This window comes from Pseudomonas sp. MPC6 (assembly GCF_006094435.1).
Taxonomy (GTDB): domain Bacteria; phylum Pseudomonadota; class Gammaproteobacteria; order Pseudomonadales; family Pseudomonadaceae; genus Aquipseudomonas.
This window is the reverse complement of record NZ_CP034783.1, coordinates 5,043,207-5,069,993: the sequence shown is the minus strand read 5'-3', so window position 1 is coordinate 5,069,993 and position 26,787 is coordinate 5,043,207. Positions and strand designations below refer to the sequence as shown.

The window sequence follows — 26,787 nt, the reverse complement described above, 5'->3', positions numbered from 1 at the left end:
CTGTATAAGGTAGCGCTATTAACCGTCTATCGTTAGGGCAGTGCGAAAAACTTACCCGGGCCGTGTGAATGTTTTGCGTCGGGCGAGGGTCACAGCCTTGCTCGATTGTCTTCATGCGGTCTGTTCCAGCCGCTCTTGTCGTCAGGAATCTTCCATGCGTTTTTTCAAATTGTTGTTAATGGGCGGTTTATCGTTGGTCAGCCTCGCCAGTCATGCCGAAACCGTCAAAGGCCTTTATCAAGTGCGCGAGCCTGTCACCAGTCAGGCGCCCGAGGAGCGCGATCAAGCCACCCAGCGCGCGCTGGATACCCTGGTGTTGCGCCTGACCGGTGATCCCAGGGCGGCGCAAAGCCCGGGGTTGGCGGCGCTGCGCAAGGATCCGCAACAGATCATCAGTCAATTCGGGTTTGATGCCGGCCCGCCGGAAGTACTCAAGGTCGATTTCGACCCGGCCAGCACGGAGCAGGCATTGCGCCGTGCCGGATTGTCTCTGTGGAGCGCGAATCGCCCGTCGATCCTGGGCTGGTGGCTGAACGATGCCACCGAAGGCTCGAGCCTGGTGGGCGATGGCCAGGCCAGCGCGACGTCATTGCGCCGCGCGGCACAACACCGTGGTTTGCCGCTGCGCCTGCCGCTGGCGGACCTGAATGAGCAGATCGTGGCCACCGCGCCAAATCTGGAAGGCACGGACCCGGCGCCGTTGCGCGGTGCTTCGGCCCGTTACAACGCCGATGCCTTGCTGGCTGTGCATGCCCGTGAAGAGGGAGGCCAGTGGCAAGCCAAGTGGCGTTTATGGCTGGGCGATCAGAAAGAGGCCGGCAGTGTGCAGGGCGCGGATCAGGCCGCCGTGGCCGATGCCGTCATGTTGGCGGTCAGTGAGCGTCTGGCACCACGGTTTGTGGTCAAACCGGGGGCTTCGAGCGAGCAATTGCTGGAAGTGCAGGGCATGAACCTGGAGCGCTATGCGGCCCTTGGGCGTTTGCTCGAGCCTTTTGGCGCGCGCCTGCAAAGCGTCGACGGCGACCGGATTCTCTATCGGGTCAAAGGCAGTGCCGAACAGTTGAAGGCGCAGTTGTCCCTGGCCAGGCTGCAGGAAGTGCCGGCCGGTGAAGCGCCAGCCCCCGCGACCCCTGCCCAGCCTGCAGCCGATGGCTCGGTACCCGCCGTGGCGCCGACGCCGACGCCGAAACCGACGCCGCAGCTGCGGTTCCGCTGGTAAGTTGTTCTTTCCTTATATAGAAGCTGGAGTGGTTCATGGCCGATACGCGGCGTTGGTACTGGTTGGGTGGGGTGATCCTGCTCTGCGTGTTTGTCTGGCTGTTGCATCCGATCCTCACGCCATTTCTGGTCGCGCTGCTGTTGGCCTATCTGTTCGACCCTCTGGTGGATCGACTGGAGAAAGCCGGCCTGTCCAGGACCTGGGGCGTGATCGCGGTGTTTGCGCTGTTTACCCTGATCTTCACCACGTTGCTGCTGGTGTTGGTGCCGATGCTCGCCAAGCAGTTGTTTCGCTTGTACGAACTGACGCCGCAGATACTCGACTGGTTGCAGCACAGTGCACTGCCCTGGGCGCAATCGAAATTTGGCCTGTCGGACGGTTTCTGGAAATTCGACAAACTCAAGGCCGCCATCAGCGAACACATGGGCCAGACCACTGACATTGTCGGCGTGGTGTTGAGTCAGGCGACGGCTTCCGGGCTGGCATTGATCGCTCTGGTGGCCAATCTGGTGCTGGTCCCGGTGGTGATGTTCTACCTGTTGCGGGACTGGGACCTGATGATGGCCAAGATCCGCGGCCTGCTGCCCCGTGATCGCGAAGCGCGGGTGGTGACGCTGGCCGGTGAATGCCATGAAGTGCTGGGTGCGTTCGTGCGCGGGCAGTTGCTGGTGATGGTGGCGCTGGGCGTGATCTACGCGGCGGGCTTGATGCTGATAGGGCTGGAGTTGGGGCTGTTGATCGGTCTGATCGCCGGTCTGGCGGCGATCGTGCCGTACATGGGCTTTGTCATCGGCATTGGTGCGGCACTGGTTGCCGGCCTGTTCCAGTTCGGTGGCGACCTGTACCCCATGGTCGGCATCGTCGCGGTGTTCATGGTCGGTCAGGCGCTGGAAGGCATGGTGCTGACGCCATTGCTGGTGGGGGACCGGATCGGCCTGCATCCAGTGGCGGTGATCTTCGCGATTCTGGCGGGGGGCGAGCTGTTCGGCTTTACCGGCGTGCTTCTGGCATTGCCGGTGGCGGCGGTGATCATGGTGCTGGTGCGTCATGTGCATGATTTGTACAAGGATTCAGATATGTACAGTGGCGTCGACGATCCCGAGCTCTGAGGCGGGTTGACGGTTGCTCGCAGGCGGCCTGGTGTATTGCCAGGTTGCCTGCCTCTTGTGCATGGCTATCGCCCTTGGCGCCAAAGAAACTGCCATAAAACCAATGCATTAACGCAAACCATTGATTTTGCTTGTGGTCTGTCGCATTGTGCGGTCAGCTTCACGGGTATAAACTTCGCAAACTTTACACAGAGGCCACTAACGGTTCCCCTGGAACTGTTCAGTCAGCATGAAACCGATTCAGCTGCCCCTAGGTGTGCGTCTGCGTGATGACGCTACCTTTATCAATTACTACCCAGGCGCCAATGCCGCTGCACTCGGCTATGTCGAGCGGCTATGCGAAGCCGACGCCGGCTGGACCGAAAGCCTGATTTATCTCTGGGGCAAGGACGGGGTAGGGCGTACGCATCTGTTGCAGGCGGCCTGCCTGCGTTTCGAACAGCTGGGGGAACGGGCGGTGTACTTGCCGTTGGCCGAGCTGCTGGATCGTGGCATCGAAATCCTCGACAACCTCGAACAATACGAACTGGTCTGCCTGGATGACCTGCAGGCGGTCGCCGGGCGTGCGGATTGGGAGGAGGCGCTGTTCCATCTGTTCAACCGTCTGCGTGACAGTGGTCGACGCTTGTTGATCGCCGCTTCGACGTCGCCGCGTGAGCTGCCGGTCAAGCTGGCGGATCTCAAGTCCCGCCTGACCCTGGCCCTGATCTTCCAGATGCGCCCGCTCTCCGACGAAGACAAATTGCGCGCCTTGCAACTGCGCGCGTCTCGTCGCGGCCTGCACCTGACCGACGAAGTCGGGCATTTCATCCTGACGCGTGGTACGCGCAGCATGAGTGCGCTATTCGAGTTGCTCGAGCGCCTGGACCAGGCGTCGCTGCAAGCCCAGCGCAAGTTGACGATTCCGTTCCTCAAAGAAACGTTGGGCTGGTGAAGCCCTTGCCTGACCCGGCTTTTGGCAGTTTTCCGACGCGAAAAAACCTGCATGCCTACAGGTCTGCAGGCTGCGTGACGACTAAATGGGGCTTAAGCGCTTAGATGTAATCGAGAAGCCGGGAAGTCACACAAAGATCGATTGAATTTGCAAATGAGCATGATTGCGGGCATAGTCGCGGCTTCTCTTATAACTATCAGCCACGGTCGTGCCCATGCTAAAGCGCTTCGCACCCCTCGTGCCTCTCGCACTCGTCACCCTGTTGTTCGGTTGCGCTGCTCATTCTCCAGCGCCCCAGCAAGAGCAAAAACAGCAGGTTATCAATTCAGTTACCGCCCAATCGACTTCCGTTCTTCTCCAGGAAGCGATTGAGCAAGAGGCGGCCACCGATAAAGAACTGGCCAGCTTCGCCAATGGCAAGTCGTATCAGCTTCCAGTACTGGCCGACAGCATCCTCGAACGCGGCATGTCCCTGATCGGCACCCGTTACCGTTTCGGTGGCACCTCCGAAGCCGGGTTCGATTGCAGCGGTTTTATCGGTTATCTGTTTCGGGAAGAGGCCGGTATGAACCTGCCGCGCTCCACCCGCGAAATGATCAACGTGGACGCCCCGCTGGTGACTCGCAGCGATCTGAAGCCTGGCGACCTGTTGTTCTTCGCCACCAACGGTCGTCGTGGGCGCGTCAGTCACGCCGGGATCTACCTGGGCGACAACCAGTTCATCCATTCCAGCAGCCGCCGCAGCGGCGGTGTCCGGATCGACAGCCTGGGCGACAGCTACTGGAGCAAGACCTTCATCGAAGCCAAGCGCGCACTCGCGATGGCGCCAACGACAGGTCCGGCGATCGTCACGGCTCGCAAGTAAGCGGACAATTTGTAGGGTGAACTTAAAGTCTTACTTGAAGTTTGCCACGCAGCAGCTAAAATCCTGATCTAATATTGATGGCAAACCGCCTGCGTCCTGCGCAGGCGGTTTTCTTTTCTGCCCTGTCGGTGGAAAAAGCCGCAGCCAGATCAGGATGTTCTGCCTATGACGATGTCGGCCCGCCTCGCAATCATGTGCTTCGCCGCGCTGCTCAGCGCCTGCGCCAGCCGCCCACCGCCGCCACCGGCACCGGTGATTCGCGCGCCGCTGGTTTTCGGTCCCTCCCAAGCCTTTTCTCCCGCCGCCGAAGACGTACTGTTTCGTGCGCTCGGCCTCGTCGGCACACCTTATCGGTGGGGCGGCAATACGCCGGATTCAGGGTTTGATTGCAGCGGGCTGATCGGCTACGTCTACCGTGATGTTGCCGGTATTTCCTTGCCGCGCACCACCCGCGAGATGATCGGCATGCAGGCGGCGAGTGTCGGCAAGGAAGGCCTGCAAACCGGCGACCTGTTGTTCTTCGCCACCAATGGCGGTTCCCAGGTCAGCCACGCCGGGATCTATGTCGGCGAAGGTCGCTTCGTCCATGCACCGGCCACGGGCGGTACGGTGAAGCTCGACAGCCTGTCCAAGACTTATTGGCAGAAAGCCTACCTGAGCGCCAAGCGTGTGCTGCAACCCGAGCATCTGGCCCATAACCCATAGATTGCAGGGCCCTGGTGATGACCGCTCGCACGCTCAATCTCGATGATTCCCTGTATCAATACCTGCTCGACGTCTCCCTGAGGGAGACGCCGCTGCTCAAGCGCTTGCGCGACGAAACCCAGGCCCTGCCCATGGCGCGCTGGCAGGTGGCGCCGGAGCAGGGGCAGTTTCTCGCGTTGCTGGTGAAGCTCACCGGCGCCAGGCGTGTGCTGGAAGTGGGCACCTTCACCGGGTACAGCGCCTTGTGCATGGCGGCGGCGTTGCCGGACGACGGTTCGCTGATCTGCTGTGATATTCCAGGCGACTACAACGCTACCGCGCGCCGTTACTGGCAGGAAGCGGGTCTGGCGGGGCGGATTGACCTGCGGTTGGCGCCGGCGTTGGAAACCCTGGCCGGGCTGGATCAACCAGGGCAGTTCGACCTGATTTTCATCGATGCCGACAAGGCCAATTACCCGAGTTATCTGGAGCATGCGCTGCGTTTGCTGCGGGTCGGTGGTCTGGCGGTGTTCGATAACACCCTGTGGAGCGGGCGGGTGCTTGAGGGCAACCCGGAAAGCGCAGACACCCGGGCCATCCAGGCGCTCAATCTGGCCTTGAAGGATGATGTGCGGGTGGACCTGTCGTTGTTGCCGTTGGGGGATGGGTTAACGCTCTGCCGTAAACGCTAGGCAGGTGATTTATGGGTGGCTGTGATGGCCTCTTCGCGAGCAAGCCCGCTCCCACACTTGATCTGCGGCGAACACAAAAATGTGAACGCCTGAGGTTAGGTGTGGGAGCGGGCTTGCTCGCGAAGGAGCCGGCACAGTCGCCGACATTTATTTAGCAGCCGTCGACACCCGCCACACCTTGTTCCCCACATCATCCGCCACCAGCAAATCGCCCTGCCGGTCGATCACTACCCCCACCGGACGGCCCATGGCTTTTTCGTCGTCGCTGAGGAACCCGGTGAGCACATCAACCGGTTGCCCCACCGGTTTGCCCGCGCTGAATGGTACGAAAATCACTTTGTAGCCACTGTGCGGGTCGCGGTTCCACGAGCCGTGCTGGCCGATGAATGCGCCCTCCTTGAACTGCGCCGGCAGGCTGTTGCCTTCAGCAAAGGTCAGGCCCAGCGATGCCGTGTGCGGGCCCACTGCGTAGTCCGGCGCAATGGCCTTGGCCACCAGGTCCGGATTCTGCGGGGTCACGCGCACATCGACATGTTGTCCGTAATAGCTGTAGGGCCAGCCGTAGAACCCGCCGTCCTTCACCGAAGTGATGTAGTCCGGTACCAGGTCGCTGCCGATTTCGTCGCGCTCATTGACGGCCGTCCACAGCGCGCCGCTCTGGGGCTCCCAGGCCAGGCCGTTGGGATTGCGGATCCCTGAAGCGAAGATCCGATGGTTGCCGGTGGCGCGATCCACTTCCCAGATCGCCGCGCGACCTTCTTCCTGGTCCATGCCGTTTTCCGCGACATTGCTGTTGGAACCCACTGTCACATACAGCTTGCTCCCGTCCTTGCTGGCGATGACGTTTTTGGTCCAGTGATGATTGAGTGTGCCGCCCGGCAGATCGACCACTTTGATCGGAGGCGACTTGATCGCCGTCTCGCCAGTTTCATAGTGGAAACGCAGCAAGCGGTCCGTATCGGCCACGTACAGGTCAGTGCCGACCAGGGTCATGCCGAACGGCGAATTGAGGTTTTCCAGAAACACCGTACGGGTCTCGGCGATGCCATCGTGGTCCTTGTCCCGCAGCAGCGTGATGCGGTTCGGGCTCGGTACGGCTGCACCGGCACGGCCCATGACTTTCTTCATTACCCAGCCTTTGACACCTTTGCCGTCATCGGGTTTGGGTGGCGCATTGGTCTCGGCGACCAGCACGTCGCCGTTGGGCAATACATACAGCCAGCGCGGGTGATCGAGGCCTTCGGCGAAGGCGGCGACCTGGGTTCCCGTCGCCGCGACGGGTTTTGCACCGTCCGGCCAGCCGATCGCCGGGGCGATGTTCACCGTCGGGATCAGGGTCTTGTTCGGTTCTGGCAACTTGGGCGACGGTCCGGTGCCGTCCATGACTTGCAGGCTGGAGGTTTCACCACAGGCGGCGAGCCCTCCGGCGAGCGCGATGACGATAACGAGCTGGGGCTTGCGCATGCTGATCTTCCCTAAGGACGCGTTGATACAATCATAGAGAAGCCGGGAGGCGCGATGGTTCAACCGGTCAGTCGCAGGGCGCTTTCTCAATTGACGCTCCACCCCCAACCCTCTAACCTTCGCGGCTTGTTTCAGGTGCTCTGTGGCCATGGCCGACGGAGTGAAACAGGGAAGTCGGTGAGTGATGGTCTTCGAACGCTGAAGCCTCATGATCCCGACGCTGCCCCCGCAACGGTAAATGAGTGAAGACTGCGCCTTGAGCCACTGTGTCGAACGCCGACATGGGAAGGCGCGCAGTCAGGCCAGCGCCGCTCATGAGCCCGGAGACCGGCCTGATTCATCCAGCGGCATCACGGTGGGCGATGCCAGGCTTTTTGCCGTCTATTCTTGTGCCTGCCCGCCGTTATCCAGCCTCAACGGAGAGCTCCCCATGACTGATACCCCCGATCGTGATGAACGTCACCTGGCGCGCATGCTGCGCAAAAAAGCCGTGATCGATGAACGCATCGCCAATTCCCCGAACGAATGCGGCCTGCTGCTGGTGCTGACCGGCAACGGCAAAGGCAAGAGCAGTTCGGCCTTTGGCATGCTCGCCAGATCCCTGGGCCATGGCATGCAGTGTGGCGTGGTGCAGTTCATCAAGGGCCGCAACAGCACCGGCGAAGAACTGTTCTTCCGCCGCTTCCCGGAGCAGGTGCGGTTTCATGTGATGGGCGAGGGCTTCACCTGGGAGACCCAGGATCGTCAGCGCGATATCGCGGCCGCCGAAGCCGCCTGGGCAGTGTCCCGCGAACTGCTGAGCGATCCGTCCATCGGCCTGGTGGTGCTGGATGAGTTGAACATCGCGCTCAAGCACGGTTATCTCGACCTCGATCAGGTGCTCGGCGACTTGCAGGCGCGTCCGCCGATGCAGCATGTGGTGGTCACCGGTCGTGGCGCCAAACCGGAAATGATCGAGCTGGCCGACACCGTCACCGAAATGGGCGTGATCAAGCACGCGTTCCAGGCCGGGATCAAAGCGCAAAAAGGCGTCGAATTGTGAGTCAACCACGTCATTGCCCGGCGGTCCTGATTGCCGCGCCGGCCTCCGGTCAGGGCAAGACCACCGTCACTGCCGCGCTGGCCCGGTTGCACCGCAATCAGGGGCGCAAGGTGCGGGTCTTCAAGTGCGGTCCGGACTTCCTCGACCCGATGATTCTCGAGCGCGCCAGCGGTGCGCCGGTGTATCAACTGGACATGTGGATGGTCGGCGAGCAGGAAAGTCGTCGACTGTTGTGGGAAGCCGCAGCTGTTGCCGACCTGATCCTGATCGAAGGGGTCATGGGGCTGTTCGACGGTACGCCGTCCAGCGCCGACCTGGCGCGACACTTCGGGGTACCGGTGCTGGGTGTGATCGATGGCACTGCCATGGCGCAGACCTTTGGCGCCCTGGCCCTGGGGCTGGCGCGCTATCAGCCGGACTTGCCGTTTGCCGGAGTGTTGGCCAACCGCGTGGGCACATTGCGCCATGCGCAATTGCTCGAGGGCAGCCTGACTGAAGGCTTGCGCTGGTATGGCGCCTTGTCCAGGGAAACCGGGATCGAACTGCCGAGCCGTCACCTGGGGCTGGTCCAGGCCAGCGAGTTGAACGATCTTGATCTGCGCCTCGACGCCGCGGCCGATGCCCTGGCCAGCAGTTGCGAGGTGGCGTTGCCGCCGGCCGTGGCATTCGCCGCCCCCGATGTGATCGTTGCCGAGCCATTGCTGGCTGGCGTGCGGATCGCCGTGGCCCGTGACGAAGCCTTTGCCTTCACCTACGGCGCGAGCCTGGATCTGCTGCGCGCCATGGGCGCCGAGTTGCTGTTTTTCTCGCCGATCCGTGATGCCCGATTGCCGGACGCAGACAGTCTGTACCTGCCGGGCGGTTATCCGGAATTGCACCATGTGGCGCTGTCACAGAACACCTCGATGCTCGACGCGATTCGCGCTCACCATGGGGCGGGCAAACCGTTGTTGGCCGAGTGTGGCGGGATGTTGTATCTGCTGGATTCGTTGACCGATGTCGAGGGCACTCGAGCTGAACTGGTCGGTTTGCTGGCCGGGGATGCGGTGATGCAGAAGCGTCTGGCGGCGTTGGCCCTGCAGGCGGTTGAACTGCCGGAAGGGTTGCTGCGTGGGCACACTTATCACCATTCGCTGACCAGTACCGGGCTGGAGCCGATTGCCCGTGGGTTAAGCCCGAATGGCGGGCGTGGGGCGGAGGCGGTTTATCGTCAGGGGCGGATGACGGCCTCTTATGTGCATTTTTATTTTCCGTCGAATCCATCGGCGGTTGCCGCACTGTTTGAGCCTGACCGTGAGGACGCCTTCGCGAGCAAGCCCGCTCCCACACTGGACCGCGTCGTACCAGAGACCTCATGGGCACCGCTATCAAATGTGGGAGCGGGCTTGCTCGCGAAGAGGCCATGACTGACAACGCATTTTCCGAAGCCGAACGCGCTGCCGTCTACCGTGCCATCGCCGAACGCCGCGACATGCGCCACTTCAGCGGTGGCACCGTCGCGCCCGAACTACTGCGACGCCTGCTCGAAGCCGCCCACCAGGCCCCGAGCGTGGGCCTGATGCAACCCTGGCGCTTCATCCGCATCAGCGACCGCGCCCTGCGCGGCAAAATCCAACAGCTGGTGGAAGAAGAACGCATCCGCACCGCGGAAGCCCTCGGCGAGCGCAGCGACGAATTCATGAAGCTCAAGGTCGAAGGCATCAACGACTGCGCCGAAGTGCTGGTCGCCGCGCTGACGGACGATCGCGATCGGCATATCTTCGGCCGCCGTACTTTGCCGGAAATGGACATGGCCTCCTTGTCCTGTGCGATCCAGAACCTGTGGCTGGCGTCCCGTGCCGAAGGGCTGGGCATGGGCTGGGTCTCTTTGTTCGAGCCGCAAGCCCTGGCCGCCTTGCTGGAAATGCCCGTTGGCGCCAAACCGTTGGCCGTGCTGTGCCTGGGTCCGGTCGAGGCGTTTTATCCAGCGCCGATGCTTGCCCTGGAAGGCTGGGCGCAAGCGCGTCCGCTTAGCGAATTGTTGTATGAAAATTATTGGGGAGTGAGTCAATGAGTGTGGCGTTGTTGAGTGTCGCCGCGGTGGCGCTGGATGCGCTGCTGGGTGAACCCAAACGCTGGCATCCGCTGGTGGCGTTCGGCCGTTTTGCCGACCGCATCGAGCAACGCTTCAACAGCGAAGGTCGCGGCTGGCGCAGTCACGGCGTCACCGCCTGGTTCATCGCGGTCGTGCCGCTGACCTTGCTGGCCACGGCGTTTTCCTGGGCGCCTTATGTCGGCTGGATCGTCGAAATCCTCGCGCTCTATTGTGCCCTCGGCATGCGCAGCCTCGGTGAACACGTCGAGCCAGTGGCCAAGGCCCTGCGCAGCGATGATCTTGAAGAAGCGCGCAAACGCGTGGGTTATCTGGTCAGCCGCCAGACCAGCGAACTGGATAAAACCGAAGTCGCCCGGGCTGCCACCGAATCGGTGCTGGAGAACGGCAGCGACGCGGTATTTGCCGCGCTGTTCTGGTTCGCCGTGGCGGGGGCGCCCGGCGTGGTGTTGTATCGGCTGAGCAACACCCTCGATGCGATGTGGGGTTACCGTAACGACCGCTTCGAACGTTTCGGCTGGGCCGCGGCCAGGATCGACGACGTGCTCAACTACATTCCCGCACGCCTGGTGGCGTTGACCTACGCGCTGCTCGGCAAGACTCGCCTGGCGTTGAAATGCTGGCGCACCCAGGGGCCGACCTGGGACAGCCCGAATGCCGGGCCGGTGATGGCCGCCGGGGCGGGTGCGCTCGGCGTCGAGTTGGGCGGGGCGGCGATCTATCACGGTGAATTGCATCAGCGTCCGCAATTGGGTGAAGGCCCGCCGGCGGATGCCGACTCCATCGACCGTGGCTGGCAATTGGTCAAGCGCGGGGTATGGTTATGGTTGCTGATTCTGTGCGTGGGGGCTGAATTCCATGCTTGAGCACGGAGGTCGATTGCGCCAGGCGGCGCACGAATACGGCATCGCCGAAGCCGACTGGCTGGACCTGTCCAGCGGCCTCGCGCCCTGGCCATTTGCGGTCCCGGATATCCCGTTGCGTGCCTGGGCGCGATTGCCGGAAACCGATGACGGTCTGGAGCAGGCGGCCTGCGATTACTACGGCGCCGCACAAGTACTGCCGGTGGCCGGTTCGCAAATGGCGATCCAGCTGTTGCCGCGTTTGCGGCGCATCGGCAAGGTCGGCGTGCTCTCGCCCTGTTACGCCGAGCACGCCGAAGCGTGGCGCCGCAGCGGTTATATCGTGCGTGAAGTGCTGGAGCAGGAAGTCGACTTCTTTCTCGACAGTCTCGACGTGCTGGTGGTGGTCAACCCGAACAATCCCACCGGCCTGAGCCTGGCCCCGAGTCGCCTGCTCGACTGGCATGCGAAACTGGCTCAGCGCGGTGGCTGGCTGGTGGTGGACGAGGCGTTCATGGACAACACGCCGCACTTGAGCCTGGCGCCTTTTGCCCATCTGGTCGGGTTGATCGTGCTGCGTTCCTTCGGCAAGTTTTTTGGCCTGGCCGGCGTGCGCCTGGGTTTCGTGCTGGCCGAGCGCCAACTGCTCAAATTGCTGGCCGGACAGGTGGGGCCGTGGGCGGTCAGCGGGCCGACCCGGGTAGTGGGGCAGGCCTGCCTGCTGGACACCGAAGGGCACGCTCGCCAACGCCAGCGCACCGAAGCGGCCAGCGAGCGCCTGGCGCGGTTGCTGGCGCAACAGGGGTTCGCGCCCCAGGGCGGTTGCGCGCTGTTTCAATGGCTGATCACCGAGCACGCCGAAGCCCTGCATGAATTCATGGCCCGGCGCGGCATTCTCTTGCGTTTGTTCACCCACAACAGCAGCCTGCGATTCGGCTTGCCCGCCGATGAAGCCGACTGGACACGTCTCGCGCAAGCATTCGACGCCTATGCCAAGGAAAGCCAATGACTACGTTGATGGTGCAAGGCACCACGTCGGACGCCGGTAAAAGCACGCTGGTGACGGCGCTCTGTCGCTGGGTCACCCGGCAGGGCGTCAGCGTCGTGCCGTTCAAGCCGCAGAACATGGCGCTCAACAGCGCCGTGACCGCCGATGGCGGCGAAATCGGTCGCGCGCAAGCGGTGCAGGCCCAGGCGGCCAACCTTGAACCGCACACCGACATGAACCCGGTGTTGCTCAAACCCAACAGCGATACCGGTGCCCAGGTGATCATTCATGGTCGCGCCGTCACGACCATGAATGCGGTGGCCTATCACGACTACAAAGCCATCGCCATGCAAGCGGTGCTGGTGTCCCATGAACGGCTGAGCGCGGCTTATCCGGTGGTCATGGTCGAAGGCGCCGGTTCGCCGGCCGAGATCAATCTGCGTGCCGGCGACATCGCCAACATGGGGTTCGCCGAGGCGGTGGACTGCCCGGTGGTGCTGATTGCCGACATCAACCGCGGCGGGGTTTTCGCCCATCTGGTGGGCACGCTCGAGTTGCTGTCGCCGAGTGAACAGGCACGGATCAAAGGTTTCATCATCAACCGTTTTCGCGGCGACCTCGCGTTACTGCAGCCGGGGCTGGATTGGCTGGAGGCGCGCACCGGCAAGCCGGTGATCGGCGTGTTGCCGTATGTGATGGACCTGCACCTGGAAGCCGAGGACGGTATCGATCAGCGCCAGACCGACAAGGCGGACCAGGTACTCAAAGTGCTGGTGCCGGTGCTGCCGCGGATCAGCAACCACACCGATTTCGATCCGCTGCGTCTGCACCCGCAAGTGGACTTGCAATTCATCGGCCCCGGCCAGGCTATCCCGCCCGCCGACCTGATCATTCTTCCCGGTTCGAAAAGCGTGCGCAGCGATCTCGCGTATCTGCGGGCCAATGGCTGGGACAGCGCCATCAGTCGTCATCTGCGCTATGGCGGCAAAGTGCTGGGCATCTGTGGTGGCCTGCAGATGCTCGGCGAGCAGGTGCACGACCCGCTGGGCCTCGAAGGTGTGCCGGGGTCGAGCGCCGGTCTGGGTTGGCTGGCCTTCGAAACGCAGCTTGAACAAGAGAAGCAGCTGCGCAATGTCCGCGGGCGCCTGGCGCTGGAAGATGCGCCGGTCACTGGTTATGAAATCCATGCCGGGGTGACCACCGGGCCGGCGCTGGAAAACGCTGCGGTGCAGTTGGATGACGGTCGCTGCGACGGTGCGCAAAGTGTTGATGGGCAGATTTTCGGCACCTATTTGCATGGCCTGTTCGAATCGCCGGCGGCCTGCAGTGCGCTGTTGCGTTGGGCGGGTTTGCAGGCGGTGCAGGAAGTGGATTATCACGGCTTGCGCGAGCGCGATATCGAGCGGTTGGCGGATCTGGTGGAGAAGCATCTGGATACCGGGCTGTTGCGTCAGCTCTGTGGTTTTTGAGTTGCCTGTGCCGGCCCCTTCGCGAGCAAGCCCGCTCCCACATTAGATCTCCAGCGCACATAAAATGAGTGTTAGACGCCGATCAAATGTGGGAGCGGGCTTGCTCGCGAAGGCGGCAGTCGCCTCACCGAAGATTTTAAGGAATGAACCATGCTGCAACTGATCCTCGGCGGCGCCCGCTCCGGCAAAAGTCGCCTGGCTGAAAAGCTGGCAACCGACACCGGACTCCAGGTGATCTACATCGCCACCAGCCAACCCCTGGACGGTGAAATGAATGAACGGGTGGCTCATCACCGCGCCCGTCGTCCGGCCGACTGGTCGTTGATCGAAGAACCCGTTGAACTCGCCCGCATCTTGCGCGAAACCGCCAGCGTTGACCGCTGCCTGTTGGTGGACTGCCTGACCCTGTGGATGACCAACCTGCTGATGCTCGAAAATGCCGAGCGCCTGGTCGCCGAACGCGAAGCCCTGCTCGAGTGCCTGGCATCGCTGCCGGGCGAGATCATTTTTGTCAGCAACGAAACCGGAATGGGTGTCGTGCCGCTGGGCGAACTGACTCGCCGCTATGTCGATGAAGCCGGCTGGCTGCATCAAGCCTTGGCCGAGCGCTGTCAGCGCGTCGTCCTGACCGTCGCCGGCCTGCCCCTGACTTTGAAAGGAACTGCTTTATGACTCGATCCTGGTGGCTGAACCCGTGCAAGCCGATCGACGCCCAAGTCGTCGAACAGGCTGAGGCGCGACAGCAGCAACTGACCAAACCGGCCGGCTCCCTCGGTCGTCTGGAGTCGGTGGCGGTGCAATTGGCCGGATTGCAGGGGCGGGTAAAACCGACTCTGGATCAGCTGTGGATCGCGATTTTTGCCGGTGACCATGGTGTGGTCGCCGAAGGGGTGTCGGCGTTTCCCCAGGCAGTCACCGGGCAGATGCTGCACAACTTCGTCAACGGCGGTGCGGCGATCAGCGTGTTGGCGCGGCAACTGGGAGCATCCCTTGAAGTGGTCGACCTCGGCACCGTGACGCCGTCGCTGAATCTGCCGGGCGTGCGTCATCTCAACCTCGGCCCGGGCACCGCCAATTTCGTGAACGGTCCGGCCATGACTCGGGCCCAGGGCGAACTCACCTTGCAGGCCGGACGCGACAGTGCGCAGCGGGCCATCGCGGCGGGCGCGCAGTTGTTCATCGGTGGCGAAATGGGCATCGGCAATACCACGGCGGCCAGCGCCCTGGCCTGTGCCTTGCTCGATTGCCCGGTGCTGCATCTGGCCGGGCCGGGCACCGGACTCGACGCGGCGGGCGTCAGCCATAAGGCGCAGGTCATCGAACGCGCGTTGGCGTTGCATGGCGCGCATCGTGGCGACGCGCTGCAAACCCTGTTCAACCTTGGCGGTTTTGAAATCGCGGCGCTGGTCGGCGCGTACCTGGCGTGTGCCCAGGCAGGCGTCGCGGTGCTGGTGGACGGGTTCATTTGCAGCGTTGCCGCGTTGGTTGCGGTGCGCCTGAACCCGGATTGCCGCGAATGGCTGTTGTTCGGTCATCGCGGTGCCGAGCCAGGTCATCGCCATGTGTTGGAGACCTTGAACGCCGAACCCCTGCTGGACCTGGGGCTGCGTCTGGGGGAGGGCAGTGGCGCCGCGTTGGCGGTGCCGTTGCTGCGTCTGGCCTGCGATCTTCACGGGCAGATGGCGACCTTCGCCGAAGCTGCGGTGGCGGATCGTCCGGCATGACCTTGCACCTTGATCTCTTGCGCCACGGCGAAACCGAACTCGGCGGTGGCCTGCGCGGCAGCCTCGACGATGCGCTGACCGATAGAGGTTGGGCGCAGATGCGGGCGGCGGTGCTCGAGCGCGGGCCGTGGGATCGCCTGGTCAGTTCGCCGTTGCAGCGTTGTTCGCGGTTCGCCGAGGAGCTCGGCGCACAACTGAGTCTGCCCGTGCTCCTGGATAAAGACCTTCAGGAGTTACACTTCGGGACCTGGGAAGGGCAGAGCGCCGCCGCGTTGATGGAGACCGATGCCGAAGCGTTGGGTCAGTTCTGGGCCGATCCCTATGCGTTTACGCCGCCTGAAGGTGAGCGGGTCGAGGATTTTTCGACACGGGTATTGGCAGCGGTCGGGCGTTTGCAGGCGAGCTGCGCGGGTCAGCGGGTGTTGCTGATCAGCCATGGCGGGGTGATGCGTTTGTTGCTGGCCCAGGCGCGGGGATTGCCGCGCGAACAGTTGCTCAATGTTGAAGTCGGTCATGGTGCCCTGTTTTCTTTGCGCGTCGAGACCGGCGTCACCCTCAGGGAAGCGAACTGAGCATGCTGCCGTTCTGGATCGCCCTGCAGTTCCTGAGCAGTCTGCCGATTCGTCTGCCAGGCATGCCCGCGCCTCGAGAACTCGGTCGATCGCTGCTGTTTTATCCGCTGGTCGGGTTGCTGTTCGGCATGATTCTGTGGGCGCTTGACGGGCTCTTGCAGGGCGCGCCGTTGTTGCTGCACGCAGCGTTGTTGTTGACCGTGTGGGTGCTGCTCAGCGGCGGGTTGCATCTCGATGGCCTGGCCGACAGCGCCGACGCCTGGCTCGGCGGGTTTGGCGACCGTGAGCGCACGTTGACGATCATGAAAGACCCTCGCAGCGGGCCGATCGCGGTGGTGACGCTGGTGCTGGTGCTGCTGCTCAAATTCGCCGCATTGCTGGCGTTGATCGAGCAGCCCCACAGCGTTGTGCTGATCATTGTTCCATTGATTGCACGAAGCGCGATGCTGGGGTTGTTCCTGACCACGCCTTATGTGCGTCCCGGTGGTTTGGGGCAGGCGCTGGCGGATCATCTGCCGCGTCTGGCGGGTATGCAGGTGTTGGCGGTCAGTGGGGTGGCCTGTGTGCTGGTGGCCGGACTCAGTGGGGTTTTGGCCGTCGTGCTGGCAGCGCTGGTATTTGCCTGGTTGCGGCACGCGATGCTGCGGCGATTGGGCGGGACGACGGGCGATACGGCAGGGGCGTTGCTGGAATTGCTGGAAATGACAGTGATCGTCTGCCTCGCATTGTTCCTGTAGGAGCGAGGCTTGCCCGCGAATAAGGCGCCGCGCTGCACCTGTTGCACCGCGTCATCGTTGTTCGCCGGCAAGCCTGGCTCCTACAGGCGGTGTAATGTCTAAAAAATTTGCTTTCATTTAACCGCGGGTATATACACGTATCATGCTCGACTCCCAATGTTTATGCACCAACCTGCGTCGCGCCGCCCGTGGCGTCAGCAGGCACTACGACGGCGCTCTCGATGGCTTCGGGATCAACGTTGCCCAGTATTCTCTGCTGTGCAATCTGCAGCGTCTGGATCAACCGAGTATTTCCACCCTGGCCGAGGCCATGGGCCTGGACCGCAGCACCCTGGGGCGCAATCTGCGGGTGCTGGAGGGCGAAGGGCTGGTCAGGCTGGTCGAAGGCGCGGACATGCGCAATCGTATCGTCCAGCTCACCGAGGCCGGCGCGGAACGCCTGACAGCGGCGTTGCCAGCCTGGGAGGCAGCCCAACAGCGCCTGATTGATCGATTGGGCGCCGAGAAGCGCGAAACCTTGCTGAAGCTGTTGGATGAACTGGCCTGAGGCCGGTTTTCCGCTTATAAACGGGTATATACCCGCAAATGGAGAACAAGAATGACATCGATGTGGCGTACGTGCGGATGGGTGCTGTTGGGGAGTGCGCTGATTCTCGCGTTGTCCCTGGGTGTGCGGCATGGCTTCGGGCTGTTTCTGGCGCCGATGAGTGCCGAGTTCGGCTGGGGGCGTGAGACATTCGCTTTCGCCATCGCCTTGCAGAACCTGATCTGGGGACTGGCGCAGCCTTTCACCGGCGCGCTGGCCGACCGCTTCGGTGCGGCGAAAGTGGTGGCCATCGGTGGGGTGCTGTACGCCTTGGGCCTGGCGTGCATGGGTCTGTCCGACTCGGCCGTGACCTTGTCGCTCAGTGCCGGTCTATTGATCGGTATCGGGCTGTCGGGCACCTCGTTCTCGGTGATCCTCGGCGTGGTGGGGCGCGCGGTGCCGCCGGAGAAACGCAGCATGGGCATGGGCATCGCCAGTGCCGCCGGTTCGTTCGGCCAGTTCGCCATGTTGCCCGGCACGCTGGGGTTGATCGGCTGGCTGGGCTGGTCCGCGGCATTGCTGGTGCTGGGCCTGCTGGTGGCGCTGATCGTGCCGCTGGTGAGCATGCTCAAGGACAAGCCGCTGCCGGTCCTCGGGCATGAACAAACCCTGTCCGAAGCACTGCACGAAGCCTGCTCCCATTCGGGGTTCTGGCTGCTGGCGTTCGGCTTTTTTGTCTGCGGCTTCCAGGTAGTGTTCATCGGCGTGCATCTGCCGGCTTATCTGGTGGACCAGCATCTTCCGGCTACCGTCGGTACGACGGTGCTGGCGCTGATCGGGCTGTTCAATATCTTCGGTACCTACACGGCGGGTTGGCTCGGCGGGCGGATGTCCAAGCCGCGCTTGCTCACCGGTCTGTATTTGCTGCGGGCGGTGGTGATCGGGTTGTTCCTGTGGGCGCCGGTGACGACGACCAGCGCCTATCTGTTCGGCATGGCGATGGGCTTCCTGTGGCTGTCGACCGTGCCCTTGACCAACGGTACGGTCGCGACCTTGTTCGGTGTACGAAACTTGTCCATGCTCGGCGGGATTGTGTTCCTGTTCCACCAGCTCGGATCGTTCCTCGGCGGCTGGTTGGGCGGGGTGGTGTATGACCGAACCGGGAGCTACGACTTGATCTGGCAGGTAGCGATTCTCTTGAGCCTGTTGGCCGCCGCCCTGAACTGGCCGGTGCGTGAGCAGCCGGTGGCGCGCCTGCAAACCCGGATGAGTGCGATATGAACAGGTTCTGGCCGCAGATTGCGCTGACGGCTGTCTGCGCCTCGCTGCTGGCCCTGGCGTGGTGGGGCTGGCATCAGGGCGGGCTGGCTTTGATGCAGTTGGGCATGGGTGCTTGCTAGCAGGCTGTCAGGGCGAGTAACTTCGTTTTCTGACGAACTCTCAAGGATGCCCTGACATGCTGATGCGCTGGTTGGCAGTTCCTGCGTTACTGGTTGCGTTTACCGGGTTGGCTCAAGCGGCAGAGTGCCCGGACCTTTTGCAAGGCTCGCTGCCCAAACTGCGCGCCAAGGAATCCATCGACCTGTGCCAGCGCTTCGCCGGTAAACCGCTGGTGGTGGTCAACACGGCCAGTTTCTGTGGCTTCGCCCCGCAGTTCAAAAGCCTTGAAGCGCTGAATCAGCGTTACAAGGATCAAGGGCTGGAGGTGATTGGCGTTCCATCCAACGACTTCAAGCAGGAGTCGAAGGACGCTGCCGAGACCGCCAAGGTCTGTTACGCGAATTACGGCGTGACCTTCACCATGACCGAACCGCAGAAAGTCCGTGGTGACGACGCGACTCATCTGTTCAAGATCCTGGCCAGACAAAGCAGTGCACCGAAGTGGAATTTCTACAAATACGTGGTCGATCGCCAGGGCAAGGTGATCGCCAATTTCTCCAGCCTGACCAAGCCCGACGATCCCGAATTCATCGAAGCCGTGGAGAAAGCCCTGGCTTCCCAACCCTGATCGCCCCCCCCTGCAGGAGCTGGCTTGCCAGCGAAAGCGGTGTATCAGTCACCGTTAATGCTGGATGCCCTCTGATCATTTTGAGCGGCTCGCAAATTTCTGAATCAGATGAGTCGAGCCAGAGACGATGAGTAGATCGTCCGGCAGGATCAGGGTGCCAGGTGTGGCATGCTGGAAGTCTTCGTTGGCGCGCTTGAGTCCTACGACCGTTACGCCATATTTTTCACGAATATTGGCGTCGGCAAGTGTGTTGTTTTGAGTCGACAACGGGGCGTGAATTTTGGCGATTGCAAAGCCGTCATCAAACTCGATGAAATCAATCATCCGTCCGGTAATGAGGTGCGCGACACGTTCCCCCATATCCGCCTCCGGGTAGACAACGTGATGGGCGCCAATACGCTGAGCAAGATGTCCATGTTCGGCGGTCAATGCTTTGACCCAGATATCCTGGATGCCCAGTTCGGTCAGCGCCATGATGGTCATCAGGCTGGCCGCCAGGTCGGTACCGATACCCACGATGGCATGGGTAAAGTCGGCAACGCCCAGTTGGCGCAAGACCATGACGTTGGTGGAGTCGGCCTGGACGGTGTGAGTCAAGAGATCAGCCCAGTCATGGACAGGCTCAGCATCCCTGTCGATGCCCATGACGTCATGGCCCAGCCGCATCAACGATTGGGCCACAGAACTGCCGAAGCGACCGAGGCCGATCACCACAACGCTATCGCCTTTGGAAAAAGAAAACTGCTCCGTAAACAGAAATTTAGCCAACAATTGGATGCTCCTCTGGATAGCGATAGGGCATGCGGTGCTCGCCCAGGGCCAGTGACGCCGCAAGCGTGATGGTCCCGACCCGCCCGACATACATCAGCAGAGTCAGCATCAATTGGCTCGCCTCAGGTAGATTGCCGGTGATTCCGGTGGACAGGCCGACCGTGCCAAACGCAGAGATGACTTCGAATATGACCTGGTCGGTGGGGAAATCAGTTTCGCGCAAGATGAACAGCGTCCCCAGCACAATCATGGTGCTGCCAAGCATGAGCACCGTGATGGCTTGGCGTTGCGCGGAGGCGCCGACTCTCCGGCCAAATGCCTCACTGTCACTGTGGCCTCGAATTTCAGCAATGATCAGTATGGCCAGGATGGCGGCGGTACCGACTTTGACACCGCCAGCGGTTCCCGCGCTACCGCCCCCCACAAACATCAGGAAGTAGTGTATTGCCCAACTCTCTTGGGTCAGCGCGCCAATATCAATCGAGTTAAACCCGGCTGTACGTGCAGAAACAGAAGCAAATGCCGCCGAGAGAGCTTTATCGGCAAACGGCATGGGGCCGAGTGTTGCCGAGTTAGACCACTCAAACACCAGCAAAGTGAAAAAACCGCCCAACAGCAGTATTGTCGTGCCAATCAGAGTGAGTTTGGTATGCAGTGACCAATGGCGGGGATCGTTGAATCTGCTACGCAAGTCATGCAGGACGGGAAAGCCGATGCCACCGATAACAATCGCGGTCATGACCGGTAGCAAGATAAATGCATCTGTGGCATAGCGCATCAGGCTGTCCGGATGGATGGAGAAGCCCGCGTTATTGAATGCCGATACGGCATGAAACAGACCGCTCCACGCCGCTTCAGCCCATGGCAGGTCATAGGCCAGGTGTAATCGGAGGGTGAGCGACAGGGCAATAATGAGCTCCAGGGCAAATGTCACCACAAGCACGAGTTTGGCCACGCTGGCAATGTCGCCCAACCTCAATGAGCGTGACTCGAACTGGGCGATCATTTTGGTGCGCAGACGAAAGGAGCTATTGACCATCAAGCCCAGCAAGGTCGCCACAGTCATCATGCCGAAGCCGCCTAGCTGGAACAGCAGCAGAATCACCGACTGACCAAAGGTTGACCAGTAAGTACCGGTGTCCACCACTACCAGCCCGGTAACGCATACGGCCGATACCGCTGTGAAAAATGCAGTCACCCAGGGCGTAGCACTACCTTCGGCGTGGGATATCGGGAGCATCAGAAGGGCGCTGCCGACGAGTATTGCGGCCAGAAAAACCAGAGCGACAGCCCTTGCTGGATGAAGCAATGATTTCATTTAAAGGTCGCCAGCAAGGTCGGGAGGTATGGGCGAGAGCTTACGCGCATCGAGGGCCGCTTCTCAGAATAGGTACAACCGTAGCTCACAGGCACGGTAAATTCAGGCGTATTCCAGAACACAACCCTGCATGCTGGGCGCGAACCCGGGAGCAAGAGGCTCTTTTCTGCGAGAAGCCGATTCAGGTGCCGGATGCTACCCCAGATTCAATATCTACATGTATTGCACGGCTGACTGTGGGGCGAAAATTTATTATTTCTTTACGCGCCGTCGGTCCCTTTGTATCAAAGCCAGCACCCACAGGGGTGGGGGGCGATCGCCGTCCGATAAAAAGCCCCGCCTCTGTGCAAGAGAGCGGGGCTTTTTCAATTCAGGCGGCGACGCGATCAGGTTCGCCGTGAATCATCAGAAGCGGTAGGTCGCACCGACACCGAAACCATTCGCATAGTTTTCATACTTGGCGTCGTAGGCCTGGCGGCCGTTGTTGTCGTTGACCTTGACCGACTCTTCATGCAGGTACGAATACGCCACGTCGATGGTCAGGTCGTCGGTCGGGCTATAGCCAGCACCGAGGCTGAAGATTGTGCGATCGCCAGTCGGGATGCGTGGGGAGCGGTTTTCGTTGTTGGTCGGCGCCTGGTCAACGGACAGACCGGTCCGCAGTACCCATTGCTTGTTCAACTGGTAGGACGCGCCAATAGCGTGAGCCCAGGTGTCGTGCCAGTTCTGCTCTTCGGTGATGGTGCCGAAGCCGCGTGCGGACAGAGCGGCAGGAACGCCTTCGTTCTCGACGGTGATTTCTTTCAGGCGACTCCAGCGAGTCCAGGTGCTGCCTGCGTAGAGGGTCCACTGGGAGTCCAGTTTGTGGGTGACCGAGAAGTCGACCGATTCAGGCGTAGTGATGTCCAGCGAAGCGTCGAACTTCTGGTTCGGGTTCTGCCCCAGGGCGCCGAGGAGGCCGTAGTTGACCTTGGTATCACCCTCCAGCTTGTACTTCACTTTCGAGTGGTAGGTCAGGCCGACGCTGGTGCTGTCGGTGGCTTGCACCAGGATACCGACGTTGTAGCCCAGTGCCGTGTCGTCACCCTTGATCTTGACTTCGCCGTCCGGTGCCAGCGGGTTCAGCGACAGGTTCGATTCCAGCTTGCCGTCGATGCGGTTGATGGTCGGGCCGAAACCGATGGAAACCTTGTCGTTGAATGCATAGCTGACGGTTGGCTGGATAGTGACGATCTTGACTTCGCTCTTGCTGCCGAAGTAACGGCCGGCAAAGCCGTTCTCGTAATCGGTCACCAGGCCGAATGGAGCGTACACGCCGATGCCGAATGCCCACTGGTCATCGATTGGCTTTACGTAGTAGCCCATGGGCACGCCCATGAAAGGGACCATGTCACCTTTGTTGGTGCCACCATTCGGGCGGGAGCTGGCATCACTGATGTCAGTGTGTGCATCGATAAATGCGACACCGCCGGTCACTTGTTCGCGTTTGAGGCGAGACATGCCGGCAGGGTTGCCAAAAATGGTGGATGCGTCGTCGGCAGCAGAAGATCGCCCGGCAAAACCTGTACCCATCCCGCTGATGCTTTGTTCGTTGAGGGCGAAGCCACTTGCAAAGATTTGGGCGGATGCCAAGGTAACGGCGAGGCTAATGGTGGTTTTGAGCATTACTTTTTTCATTATTAGAACTCCTGGTGATCACCGGGGCGAAAATTACCAAGAATTTCGTCCGGGCGCTATAGCCTGTAACCCCTGATTTAGAGCGGTTTTGTAGGACAATCCGACCAGATTCGCGACAAGTTGCAGGATTTTGCGAAAATGAGGATCAGCAAGCGACCTGATTCAGCGGTGAGACACAGGTCTGCCAGGCGAAAGTGAAGTCACGCAGACGTCCTTGGGGCTGAAAGGTCTGGCGCCAGATGCGGGCCATTCCCATCAGGTCATCTGCTGCTTCGGGGAGCGGGGTATTCTGTTCTTCTACCAGCAGCCAGGCGATGGCAGTGGCGTAACGCAGGTTGACGGTCAATTCGAGATTCGGGCTGCTGAGGAATGCATGTTGGCTTGCCAGCCCGCGAACCAGGCTGGCGCGATCCGGGTCCAGTGCCAGGTAGTGGTCCCAGAGCGCCTGGTGGCGGGGCTCGGCAATTCGATACAGGCCGTGTCCACGGCGGTCATGCAGGGCGGAACCAAGGGCAGACTGGCTGGCGGCAATGCCCAGCAGCAGGGATTCGGCAGTTGCGCTATGGCGTCCGAGGTAAATCAGGGTCGGACGGATCACATAACGGCACAGTTCGCTGGCAGCGATACCCATATCACCCTCGAAACGTGAAGTAGTCGGCGAGTCCTGAAGGGGCCTTGGCAGCAGTGGATCGGCTCAGGCTCGCCGGAAGCGGAACAAGCCGCTTGAGTTGAAGTGTAGTGTCATATTCGCGCCGTAAAGGACTGTTTTTAAAATATTTCCGGCTTCGAGTTATAACCGTTATATCGGTTGGTACTTAGGCCGCGGCGACTAACTGGGAAATATCGGGCAATAAAAAGCCCCGCTTTTTGAGCAGGGCTTTTACGGTTTTCAGTCTTGCTGGCGTATCAGGCAACTAGTGCCTGACGGGTACGCTCGATCACGGCCTGCAGCGGCTCGGCGCTGGAGTATTGATCGGGGTACAGGCGTTCGCTGTGACGGGCGATGCCGTGTTCGTTGACCAGGGTAAAGCTGAAGCAGCCTTTGCGAGCGGCCATGATCAGGCAGTTCATTGGTGCAAAAGCGTTGGTCAGGGTGCGGATAGCATCCTGGGTGTGGATTTGAGTAGACATAGTCATTGGGTGTTCCTACAAGCGACACGGATAAGAGCCGTGCAAAATTTAAACGTTCCAGTGACGACGACCACCATTGGTCGATCGAAGAACCCGACTGGAACAAAGCAGCCAGTTTGAAGCGCTGATAATTGGCGCGCTTGGGCTGGCAGGTAGGTACTTAGGAGGGCAGGCAACACATCAAGGGCAAAGGTTCTGGGCCCGGGGTGAAGATCCTGATCAATTTGCAGGTTGGTTCGGTCAGAGTAAGTGAACTTCGCAACACCCTTTGCTTTCGATCAAAGGCAGTGTTGACGCAAGGATTACCTGGAAACCATCGAGGTGGTCGATCCCGCTTGTTCGGTGGAAGCTTCCTTTGGGAAGGCTAACCGGGGGGAGTGTTCGACCAGAATTGACTTTCAGCTTGGTACTAACGCCGCGGATAGTAACGGATTGGTTTTGCAAAGGGAAGGGCTCGGGCAAAAAAGATGCCTGGCAGCGCTTTTTTTGCTTCGCGCGTTGGGCTCCGAGAGAAGCTCAAGACCGGCGATCTCGCCCTGTGATAACCCGGATTCCGACAATCGGTCGCCGATGTTTATCGAGTTTTTACCGGGCTGCATCAAGGGTTTGCCAGGGTTTATCCCCAGGCTTGACACGAAAATGCTCCGAAAAAACGCCCCGATATAACCGCCTGAAAGGTACTTGTGCACATCAGTTGCGCGGGCTGTCACCTCGCTGTCATCTTGCCTTCAACCCGGGTGGGTGCCTGTAACCAAAATTTAAGTCAATGAAAAACATCGCTTTTTTTTACTGGTGAAAAAATCGTCAGTTTGACTGCGGGCCCCATTCCATAGGGCTTTGCGAGAGTTCAAAGGCGGTTGTCCACTGAGTTATCCACAGCTTCTGTGGATTGTCCCGAGCGCTTGCTCTAGGACGGGCGTGCCGGTTTTTTTTAGGCTTTACCTGTAAGAAAAAAAGAGTAGAGTGGCGCGCCTTCCGATCTGTCCCACAGTGCGTTATGAAGTTTCGCTCAGTATCAATCTCAGTCACTTCCACATCCGCCAGTGTTACCCCGCCCAAGCGTTTCTCGATGCGGGTGGCCGAGTGGTTGCTCGACAGCCCGCGCCTGGGTGAAAACACCAGCGTCAAACACATCGCCGGACGTTTGCTCAAGCAACCGGCCCGTGAAGGCGTCGTCGCCGCGCAAAGTCGTCTCGGTCAGTTGATGTGCCGCGAGTGCGGCAATGCCCGGGATCGCCGAATCGGTCAGGACCTGCTGCGCCAGGCTGCGCGGGCCGGGGATCGACGCGCCCTGCAGGAATTGGGTCTGATCGAAGACTGAGCTGTCCAAGACCTGACGCCTTGGTTAACCTTCAAGTTTTATCGAAAGGGCAGGAGTGGCTATGGCTATGGACTTGACCAGCGCATTGCTCGGTCTGGCGGGTGCTGCGCTGCCGTTACTGGTATTGGCCTGGCAATTACAGCGCCGGGCGAGCGCGATGCAGTCGCAGGTGGCCCTGCTGGAAGAGCGCCTGGCCACGGCCCATCTGGCCCAGGATGGACTGAACGCCCAACTCGAAGCCTGCCGCGATGAAATCGCCGATCTGGGCCAGGCCAACACCGCCCGGCAAGCGGACCTCGCCGCCGTGCGCCGTGAAGTGGAACTGCTGCAGATCGAGCGTGACGACGCCCGCGATGCCGCCCACGCCTGGAATCTGGAGCGCGCCGGCAAAGAAGCCGAGTTGCGTCGTCTGGACGCCCAGACCGCCTCGCTCAACGCCGAGCTACGTGAGCAGCAGGAAAGCCACCAGCAGCGTCTCAGTGACCTGCAAGGCTCGCGAGACGAGCTGCGTGCGCAGTTTGCGGAGCTGGCCGGCAAAATCTTCGACGAGCGTGAGCAGCGTTTTGCCGAAACCAGTCAGCAGCGTCTGGGGCAGTTGCTGGACCCGTTGAAGGAACGCATCCAGTCCTTCGAAAAACGCGTCGAGGAGAGTTATCAGGCCGAAGCCCGTGAGCGTTTCTCCCTGGCCAAGGAACTGGAGCGGTTGCAGGCGTTGAACCTGCGCCTGAGCGATGAAGCAACCAACCTGACCAGGGCCTTGAAAGGGCAGAAAACCCAGGGCAACTGGGGCGAGTTGATTCTGGAGCGGGTGCTGGAGCATGCGGGCCTGGAGAAGGGGCGCGAATACCAGACCCAGGTCAATCTCAAGGGCCCGGACGGTGAGCGATTCCAGCCGGACGTGATCATTTATCTGCCGGGCGACAAGCAGGTGGTGGTCGACTCCAAAGTCAGCCTCACGGCCTATCAGCAATACGTGGCGGCCGAAGACGATGCCATCGGCCAGATCGCCATCAAGCAACACGTGCTGTCGCTGCGCAATCATGTCAAAGGCCTGTCCGGCAAGGACTATAAGCGGCTCGACGGTTTGCACAGCCTGGATTTCGTCTTGCTCTTCGTGCCGATCGAAGCGGCGTTTTCCGCCGCGCTGCAGGCCGAGCCGACGCTGTTTCAGGAGGCGTTCGACCGCAATATCGTGATCGTCAGCCCGACAACGCTGCTGGCGACTTTGCGGGTCATCGACAGCCTGTGGAAACAAGAGCGCCAAAGCCAGAACGCCAGGGAAATCGCCGAGCGAGCCGGGTGGCTGTACGACAAGTTCGTATTGTTCATTCAGGATCTGGATGAAGTCGGCAATCGCTTGCAGCAACTGGACAAGGCCTACAGCTCCGCGCGCAACAAGCTCACGGAGGGACGAGGCAACCTGGTCAGTCGCAGTGAGCAGCTCAAGTTGCTGGGCGCGCGGGCGAGCAAGAGCCTGCCGGCAGATTTGCTGGAGCGGGCGATGACGGATGTGGATGGCTTGGCGGAGTTGCCGGAGTAAAGATCAAAAGATCGCAGCCTGCGGGATCGGGTTTGCACGCGGTTATAGGAGCCGGCTTGCTG

General features: G+C 61.0%; 28 protein-coding genes and 1 riboswitch. Of the genes, 22 read left to right on the top strand and 6 right to left on the bottom strand.

What is annotated here, in order from left to right:
- The first annotated feature begins 154 nt into the window (after positions 1 to 154).
- From ELQ88_RS25345 to ELQ88_RS25320, 6 genes are all read left to right on the top strand, one after another.
- Positions 155 to 1,219 (top strand): DUF2066 domain-containing protein, encoded by a 1,065-nt coding sequence (locus ELQ88_RS25345; protein WP_138968514.1) that lies wholly within the window; start codon positions 155 to 157, stop codon positions 1,217 to 1,219.
- Positions 1,220 to 1,254: 35 nt separating this feature from the next.
- A complete protein-coding gene (locus ELQ88_RS25340; protein ID WP_138968512.1) occupies positions 1,255 to 2,328 on the top strand; it encodes an AI-2E family transporter in 1,074 nt (357 codons plus the stop codon).
- A 229-nt stretch (positions 2,329 to 2,557) separates the two neighbouring features.
- The gene (hda, locus tag ELQ88_RS25335; protein ID WP_128873305.1) at positions 2,558 to 3,262 is read left to right on the top strand and encodes a DnaA regulatory inactivator Hda; all 705 of its coding nucleotides are present in this window, start codon (positions 2,558 to 2,560) and stop codon (positions 3,260 to 3,262) included.
- 214 nt (positions 3,263 to 3,476) lie between these two features.
- A complete protein-coding gene (locus tag ELQ88_RS25330; protein WP_138968510.1) occupies positions 3,477 to 4,127 on the top strand; it encodes an NlpC/P60 family protein in 651 nt (216 codons plus the stop codon).
- Between the two features lie 165 nt (positions 4,128 to 4,292).
- Complete coding sequence (locus ELQ88_RS25325; protein ID WP_138968508.1) at positions 4,293 to 4,832, top strand: C40 family peptidase; 540 nt, start codon at positions 4,293 to 4,295, stop codon at positions 4,830 to 4,832.
- A 17-nt stretch (positions 4,833 to 4,849) separates the two neighbouring features.
- On the top strand, positions 4,850 to 5,503 hold the full coding sequence (locus ELQ88_RS25320; RefSeq protein WP_138968506.1) for a class I SAM-dependent methyltransferase: 654 nt from the start codon (positions 4,850 to 4,852) through the stop codon (positions 5,501 to 5,503).
- Positions 5,504 to 5,650: 147 nt separating this feature from the next.
- Here ELQ88_RS25320 and ELQ88_RS25315 read toward each other — a convergent pair whose 3' ends face one another.
- The gene (locus ELQ88_RS25315) at positions 5,651 to 6,967 is read right to left on the bottom strand and encodes a sorbosone dehydrogenase family protein (protein ID WP_138968504.1); all 1,317 of its coding nucleotides are present in this window, start codon (positions 6,965 to 6,967) and stop codon (positions 5,651 to 5,653) included.
- A 116-nt stretch (positions 6,968 to 7,083) separates the two neighbouring features.
- A riboswitch (cobalamin riboswitch) is annotated at positions 7,084 to 7,318 on the top strand.
- Between the two features lie 79 nt (positions 7,319 to 7,397).
- Between ELQ88_RS25315 and cobO the strand changes: the two genes are divergently transcribed.
- The 14 genes from cobO to ELQ88_RS25245 all read left to right on the top strand — a co-directional run bounded on the left by cobO (position 7,398) and on the right by ELQ88_RS25245 (position 18,967).
- Complete coding sequence (gene cobO, locus ELQ88_RS25310) at positions 7,398 to 8,009, top strand: cob(I)yrinic acid a,c-diamide adenosyltransferase (RefSeq protein WP_128873310.1); 612 nt, start codon at positions 7,398 to 7,400, stop codon at positions 8,007 to 8,009.
- A complete protein-coding gene (locus tag ELQ88_RS25305; protein WP_138968502.1) occupies positions 8,006 to 9,415 on the top strand; it encodes a cobyrinate a,c-diamide synthase in 1,410 nt (469 codons plus the stop codon). The genes cobO and ELQ88_RS25305 overlap by 4 nt, the downstream gene beginning before the upstream one ends.
- On the top strand, positions 9,412 to 10,062 hold the full coding sequence (gene bluB / locus ELQ88_RS25300; RefSeq protein WP_138968500.1) for a 5,6-dimethylbenzimidazole synthase: 651 nt from the start codon (positions 9,412 to 9,414) through the stop codon (positions 10,060 to 10,062). The genes ELQ88_RS25305 and bluB overlap by 4 nt, the downstream gene beginning before the upstream one ends.
- Complete coding sequence (gene cbiB / locus ELQ88_RS25295) at positions 10,059 to 10,967, top strand: adenosylcobinamide-phosphate synthase CbiB (RefSeq protein ID WP_128873311.1); 909 nt, start codon at positions 10,059 to 10,061, stop codon at positions 10,965 to 10,967. Before bluB ends, cbiB begins: the two co-directional genes overlap by 4 nt.
- A complete protein-coding gene (gene cobD / locus ELQ88_RS25290; protein WP_138968498.1) occupies positions 10,960 to 11,952 on the top strand; it encodes a threonine-phosphate decarboxylase CobD in 993 nt (330 codons plus the stop codon). Before cbiB ends, cobD begins: the two co-directional genes overlap by 8 nt.
- Positions 11,949 to 13,400 (top strand): cobyric acid synthase, encoded by a 1,452-nt coding sequence (locus ELQ88_RS25285; protein WP_138968496.1) that lies wholly within the window; start codon positions 11,949 to 11,951, stop codon positions 13,398 to 13,400. Before cobD ends, ELQ88_RS25285 begins: the two co-directional genes overlap by 4 nt.
- A 150-nt stretch (positions 13,401 to 13,550) precedes the next feature.
- On the top strand, positions 13,551 to 14,072 hold the full coding sequence (cobU, locus tag ELQ88_RS25280) for a bifunctional adenosylcobinamide kinase/adenosylcobinamide-phosphate guanylyltransferase (RefSeq protein ID WP_138968494.1): 522 nt from the start codon (positions 13,551 to 13,553) through the stop codon (positions 14,070 to 14,072).
- A complete protein-coding gene (gene cobT, locus ELQ88_RS25275) occupies positions 14,069 to 15,124 on the top strand; it encodes a nicotinate-nucleotide--dimethylbenzimidazole phosphoribosyltransferase (protein WP_128873313.1) in 1,056 nt (351 codons plus the stop codon). Before cobU ends, cobT begins: the two co-directional genes overlap by 4 nt.
- Positions 15,121 to 15,696, top strand: coding sequence for an alpha-ribazole phosphatase family protein (cobC, locus tag ELQ88_RS25270; RefSeq protein WP_138968492.1), 576 nt, complete (start codon positions 15,121 to 15,123; stop codon positions 15,694 to 15,696). The genes cobT and cobC overlap by 4 nt, the downstream gene beginning before the upstream one ends.
- 2 nt (positions 15,697 to 15,698) lie before the next feature.
- Positions 15,699 to 16,433 (top strand): adenosylcobinamide-GDP ribazoletransferase, encoded by a 735-nt coding sequence (locus ELQ88_RS25265; protein WP_138968490.1) that lies wholly within the window; start codon positions 15,699 to 15,701, stop codon positions 16,431 to 16,433.
- Between the two features lie 142 nt (positions 16,434 to 16,575).
- Positions 16,576 to 16,980: a MarR family transcriptional regulator gene (locus ELQ88_RS25255; RefSeq protein ID WP_128873315.1), complete on the top strand. Its 405-nt coding sequence runs from the start codon at positions 16,576 to 16,578 to the stop codon at positions 16,978 to 16,980.
- Positions 16,981 to 17,031: 51 nt separating this feature from the next.
- Positions 17,032 to 18,240, top strand: a complete 1,209-nt coding sequence (locus ELQ88_RS25250; RefSeq protein WP_128873316.1) for an MFS transporter — start codon at positions 17,032 to 17,034, stop codon at positions 18,238 to 18,240.
- Positions 18,237 to 18,359 carry a hypothetical protein gene (locus ELQ88_RS34990; protein WP_256579139.1) on the top strand — a complete coding sequence of 41 codons (123 nt, stop codon included), beginning with the start codon at positions 18,237 to 18,239 and terminating at the stop codon, positions 18,357 to 18,359. Before ELQ88_RS25250 ends, ELQ88_RS34990 begins: the two co-directional genes overlap by 4 nt.
- A gap of 56 nt (positions 18,360 to 18,415) precedes the next feature.
- On the top strand, positions 18,416 to 18,967 hold the full coding sequence (locus ELQ88_RS25245) for a redoxin domain-containing protein (RefSeq protein WP_128873317.1): 552 nt from the start codon (positions 18,416 to 18,418) through the stop codon (positions 18,965 to 18,967).
- Positions 18,968 to 19,042: 75 nt separating this feature from the next.
- On the opposite strand, the gene ELQ88_RS25240 is transcribed toward ELQ88_RS25245, so the two are convergent.
- The 5 genes from ELQ88_RS25240 to ELQ88_RS25220 form a co-directional block, all read right to left on the bottom strand.
- On the bottom strand, positions 19,043 to 19,738 hold the full coding sequence (locus ELQ88_RS25240) for a TrkA family potassium uptake protein (protein WP_228761562.1): 696 nt from the start codon (positions 19,736 to 19,738) through the stop codon (positions 19,043 to 19,045).
- Positions 19,728 to 21,056, bottom strand: a complete 1,329-nt coding sequence (locus ELQ88_RS25235; RefSeq protein WP_128873319.1) for a potassium transporter TrkG — start codon at positions 21,054 to 21,056, stop codon at positions 19,728 to 19,730. The genes ELQ88_RS25240 and ELQ88_RS25235 overlap by 11 nt, the downstream gene beginning before the upstream one ends.
- A 405-nt stretch (positions 21,057 to 21,461) precedes the next feature.
- On the bottom strand, positions 21,462 to 22,733 hold the full coding sequence (locus ELQ88_RS25230) for an outer membrane protein transport protein (protein WP_138968488.1): 1,272 nt from the start codon (positions 22,731 to 22,733) through the stop codon (positions 21,462 to 21,464).
- Positions 22,734 to 22,878: 145 nt separating this feature from the next.
- Complete coding sequence (locus ELQ88_RS25225; protein ID WP_128873321.1) at positions 22,879 to 23,364, bottom strand: hypothetical protein; 486 nt, start codon at positions 23,362 to 23,364, stop codon at positions 22,879 to 22,881.
- A gap of 275 nt (positions 23,365 to 23,639) precedes the next feature.
- The gene (locus ELQ88_RS25220) at positions 23,640 to 23,864 is read right to left on the bottom strand and encodes a hypothetical protein (RefSeq protein ID WP_007898912.1); all 225 of its coding nucleotides are present in this window, start codon (positions 23,862 to 23,864) and stop codon (positions 23,640 to 23,642) included.
- Positions 23,865 to 24,861: 997 nt separating this feature from the next.
- Between ELQ88_RS25220 and ELQ88_RS25210 the strand changes: the two genes are divergently transcribed.
- Together ELQ88_RS25210 and rmuC are read left to right on the top strand one after the other, a co-directional pair.
- Positions 24,862 to 25,185: a sel1 repeat family protein gene (locus ELQ88_RS25210; RefSeq protein ID WP_138968486.1), complete on the top strand. Its 324-nt coding sequence runs from the start codon at positions 24,862 to 24,864 to the stop codon at positions 25,183 to 25,185.
- A 175-nt stretch (positions 25,186 to 25,360) separates the two neighbouring features.
- Positions 25,361 to 26,725, top strand: coding sequence for a DNA recombination protein RmuC (rmuC, locus tag ELQ88_RS25205; RefSeq protein WP_178084771.1), 1,365 nt, complete (start codon positions 25,361 to 25,363; stop codon positions 26,723 to 26,725).
- The last annotated feature ends 62 nt before the right edge of the window (positions 26,726 to 26,787 follow it).

Excerpts from the sequence above, each read along its gene's own strand:
- ELQ88_RS25345 (WP_138968514.1), top strand. The coding sequence starts at position 155 with ATGCGTTTTTTCAAATTGTTGTTAATGGGCGGTTTATCGTTGGTCAGC.
- ELQ88_RS25340 (WP_138968512.1), top strand. The coding sequence starts at position 1,255 with ATGGCCGATACGCGGCGTTGGTACTGGTTGGGTGGGGTGATCCTGCTC.
- hda (WP_128873305.1), top strand. The coding sequence starts at position 2,558 with ATGAAACCGATTCAGCTGCCCCTAGGTGTGCGTCTGCGTGATGACGCT.
- ELQ88_RS25330 (WP_138968510.1), top strand. The coding sequence starts at position 3,477 with ATGCTAAAGCGCTTCGCACCCCTCGTGCCTCTCGCACTCGTCACCCTG.
- ELQ88_RS25325 (WP_138968508.1), top strand. The coding sequence starts at position 4,293 with ATGACGATGTCGGCCCGCCTCGCAATCATGTGCTTCGCCGCGCTGCTC.
- ELQ88_RS25320 (WP_138968506.1), top strand. The coding sequence starts at position 4,850 with ATGACCGCTCGCACGCTCAATCTCGATGATTCCCTGTATCAATACCTG.
- ELQ88_RS25315 (WP_138968504.1), bottom strand. The coding sequence starts at position 6,967 with ATGCGCAAGCCCCAGCTCGTTATCGTCATCGCGCTCGCCGGAGGGCTC.
- cobO (WP_128873310.1), top strand. The coding sequence starts at position 7,398 with ATGACTGATACCCCCGATCGTGATGAACGTCACCTGGCGCGCATGCTG.
- bluB (WP_138968500.1), top strand. The coding sequence starts at position 9,412 with ATGACTGACAACGCATTTTCCGAAGCCGAACGCGCTGCCGTCTACCGT.
- cbiB (WP_128873311.1), top strand. The coding sequence starts at position 10,059 with ATGAGTGTGGCGTTGTTGAGTGTCGCCGCGGTGGCGCTGGATGCGCTG.
- cobD (WP_138968498.1), top strand. The coding sequence starts at position 10,960 with ATGCTTGAGCACGGAGGTCGATTGCGCCAGGCGGCGCACGAATACGGC.
- ELQ88_RS25285 (WP_138968496.1), top strand. The coding sequence starts at position 11,949 with ATGACTACGTTGATGGTGCAAGGCACCACGTCGGACGCCGGTAAAAGC.
- cobU (WP_138968494.1), top strand. The coding sequence starts at position 13,551 with ATGCTGCAACTGATCCTCGGCGGCGCCCGCTCCGGCAAAAGTCGCCTG.
- cobT (WP_128873313.1), top strand. The coding sequence starts at position 14,069 with ATGACTCGATCCTGGTGGCTGAACCCGTGCAAGCCGATCGACGCCCAA.
- cobC (WP_138968492.1), top strand. The coding sequence starts at position 15,121 with ATGACCTTGCACCTTGATCTCTTGCGCCACGGCGAAACCGAACTCGGC.
- ELQ88_RS25265 (WP_138968490.1), top strand. The coding sequence starts at position 15,699 with ATGCTGCCGTTCTGGATCGCCCTGCAGTTCCTGAGCAGTCTGCCGATT.
- ELQ88_RS25255 (WP_128873315.1), top strand. The coding sequence starts at position 16,576 with ATGCTCGACTCCCAATGTTTATGCACCAACCTGCGTCGCGCCGCCCGT.
- ELQ88_RS25250 (WP_128873316.1), top strand. The coding sequence starts at position 17,032 with ATGACATCGATGTGGCGTACGTGCGGATGGGTGCTGTTGGGGAGTGCG.
- ELQ88_RS34990 (WP_256579139.1), top strand. The coding sequence starts at position 18,237 with ATGAACAGGTTCTGGCCGCAGATTGCGCTGACGGCTGTCTGCGCCTCG.
- ELQ88_RS25245 (WP_128873317.1), top strand. The coding sequence starts at position 18,416 with ATGCTGATGCGCTGGTTGGCAGTTCCTGCGTTACTGGTTGCGTTTACC.
- ELQ88_RS25235 (WP_128873319.1), bottom strand. The coding sequence starts at position 21,056 with ATGAAATCATTGCTTCATCCAGCAAGGGCTGTCGCTCTGGTTTTTCTG.
- ELQ88_RS25230 (WP_138968488.1), bottom strand. The coding sequence starts at position 22,733 with ATGAAAAAAGTAATGCTCAAAACCACCATTAGCCTCGCCGTTACCTTG.
- ELQ88_RS25225 (WP_128873321.1), bottom strand. The coding sequence starts at position 23,364 with ATGGGTATCGCTGCCAGCGAACTGTGCCGTTATGTGATCCGTCCGACC.
- ELQ88_RS25220 (WP_007898912.1), bottom strand. The coding sequence starts at position 23,864 with ATGTCTACTCAAATCCACACCCAGGATGCTATCCGCACCCTGACCAAC.
- ELQ88_RS25210 (WP_138968486.1), top strand. The coding sequence starts at position 24,862 with ATGAAGTTTCGCTCAGTATCAATCTCAGTCACTTCCACATCCGCCAGT.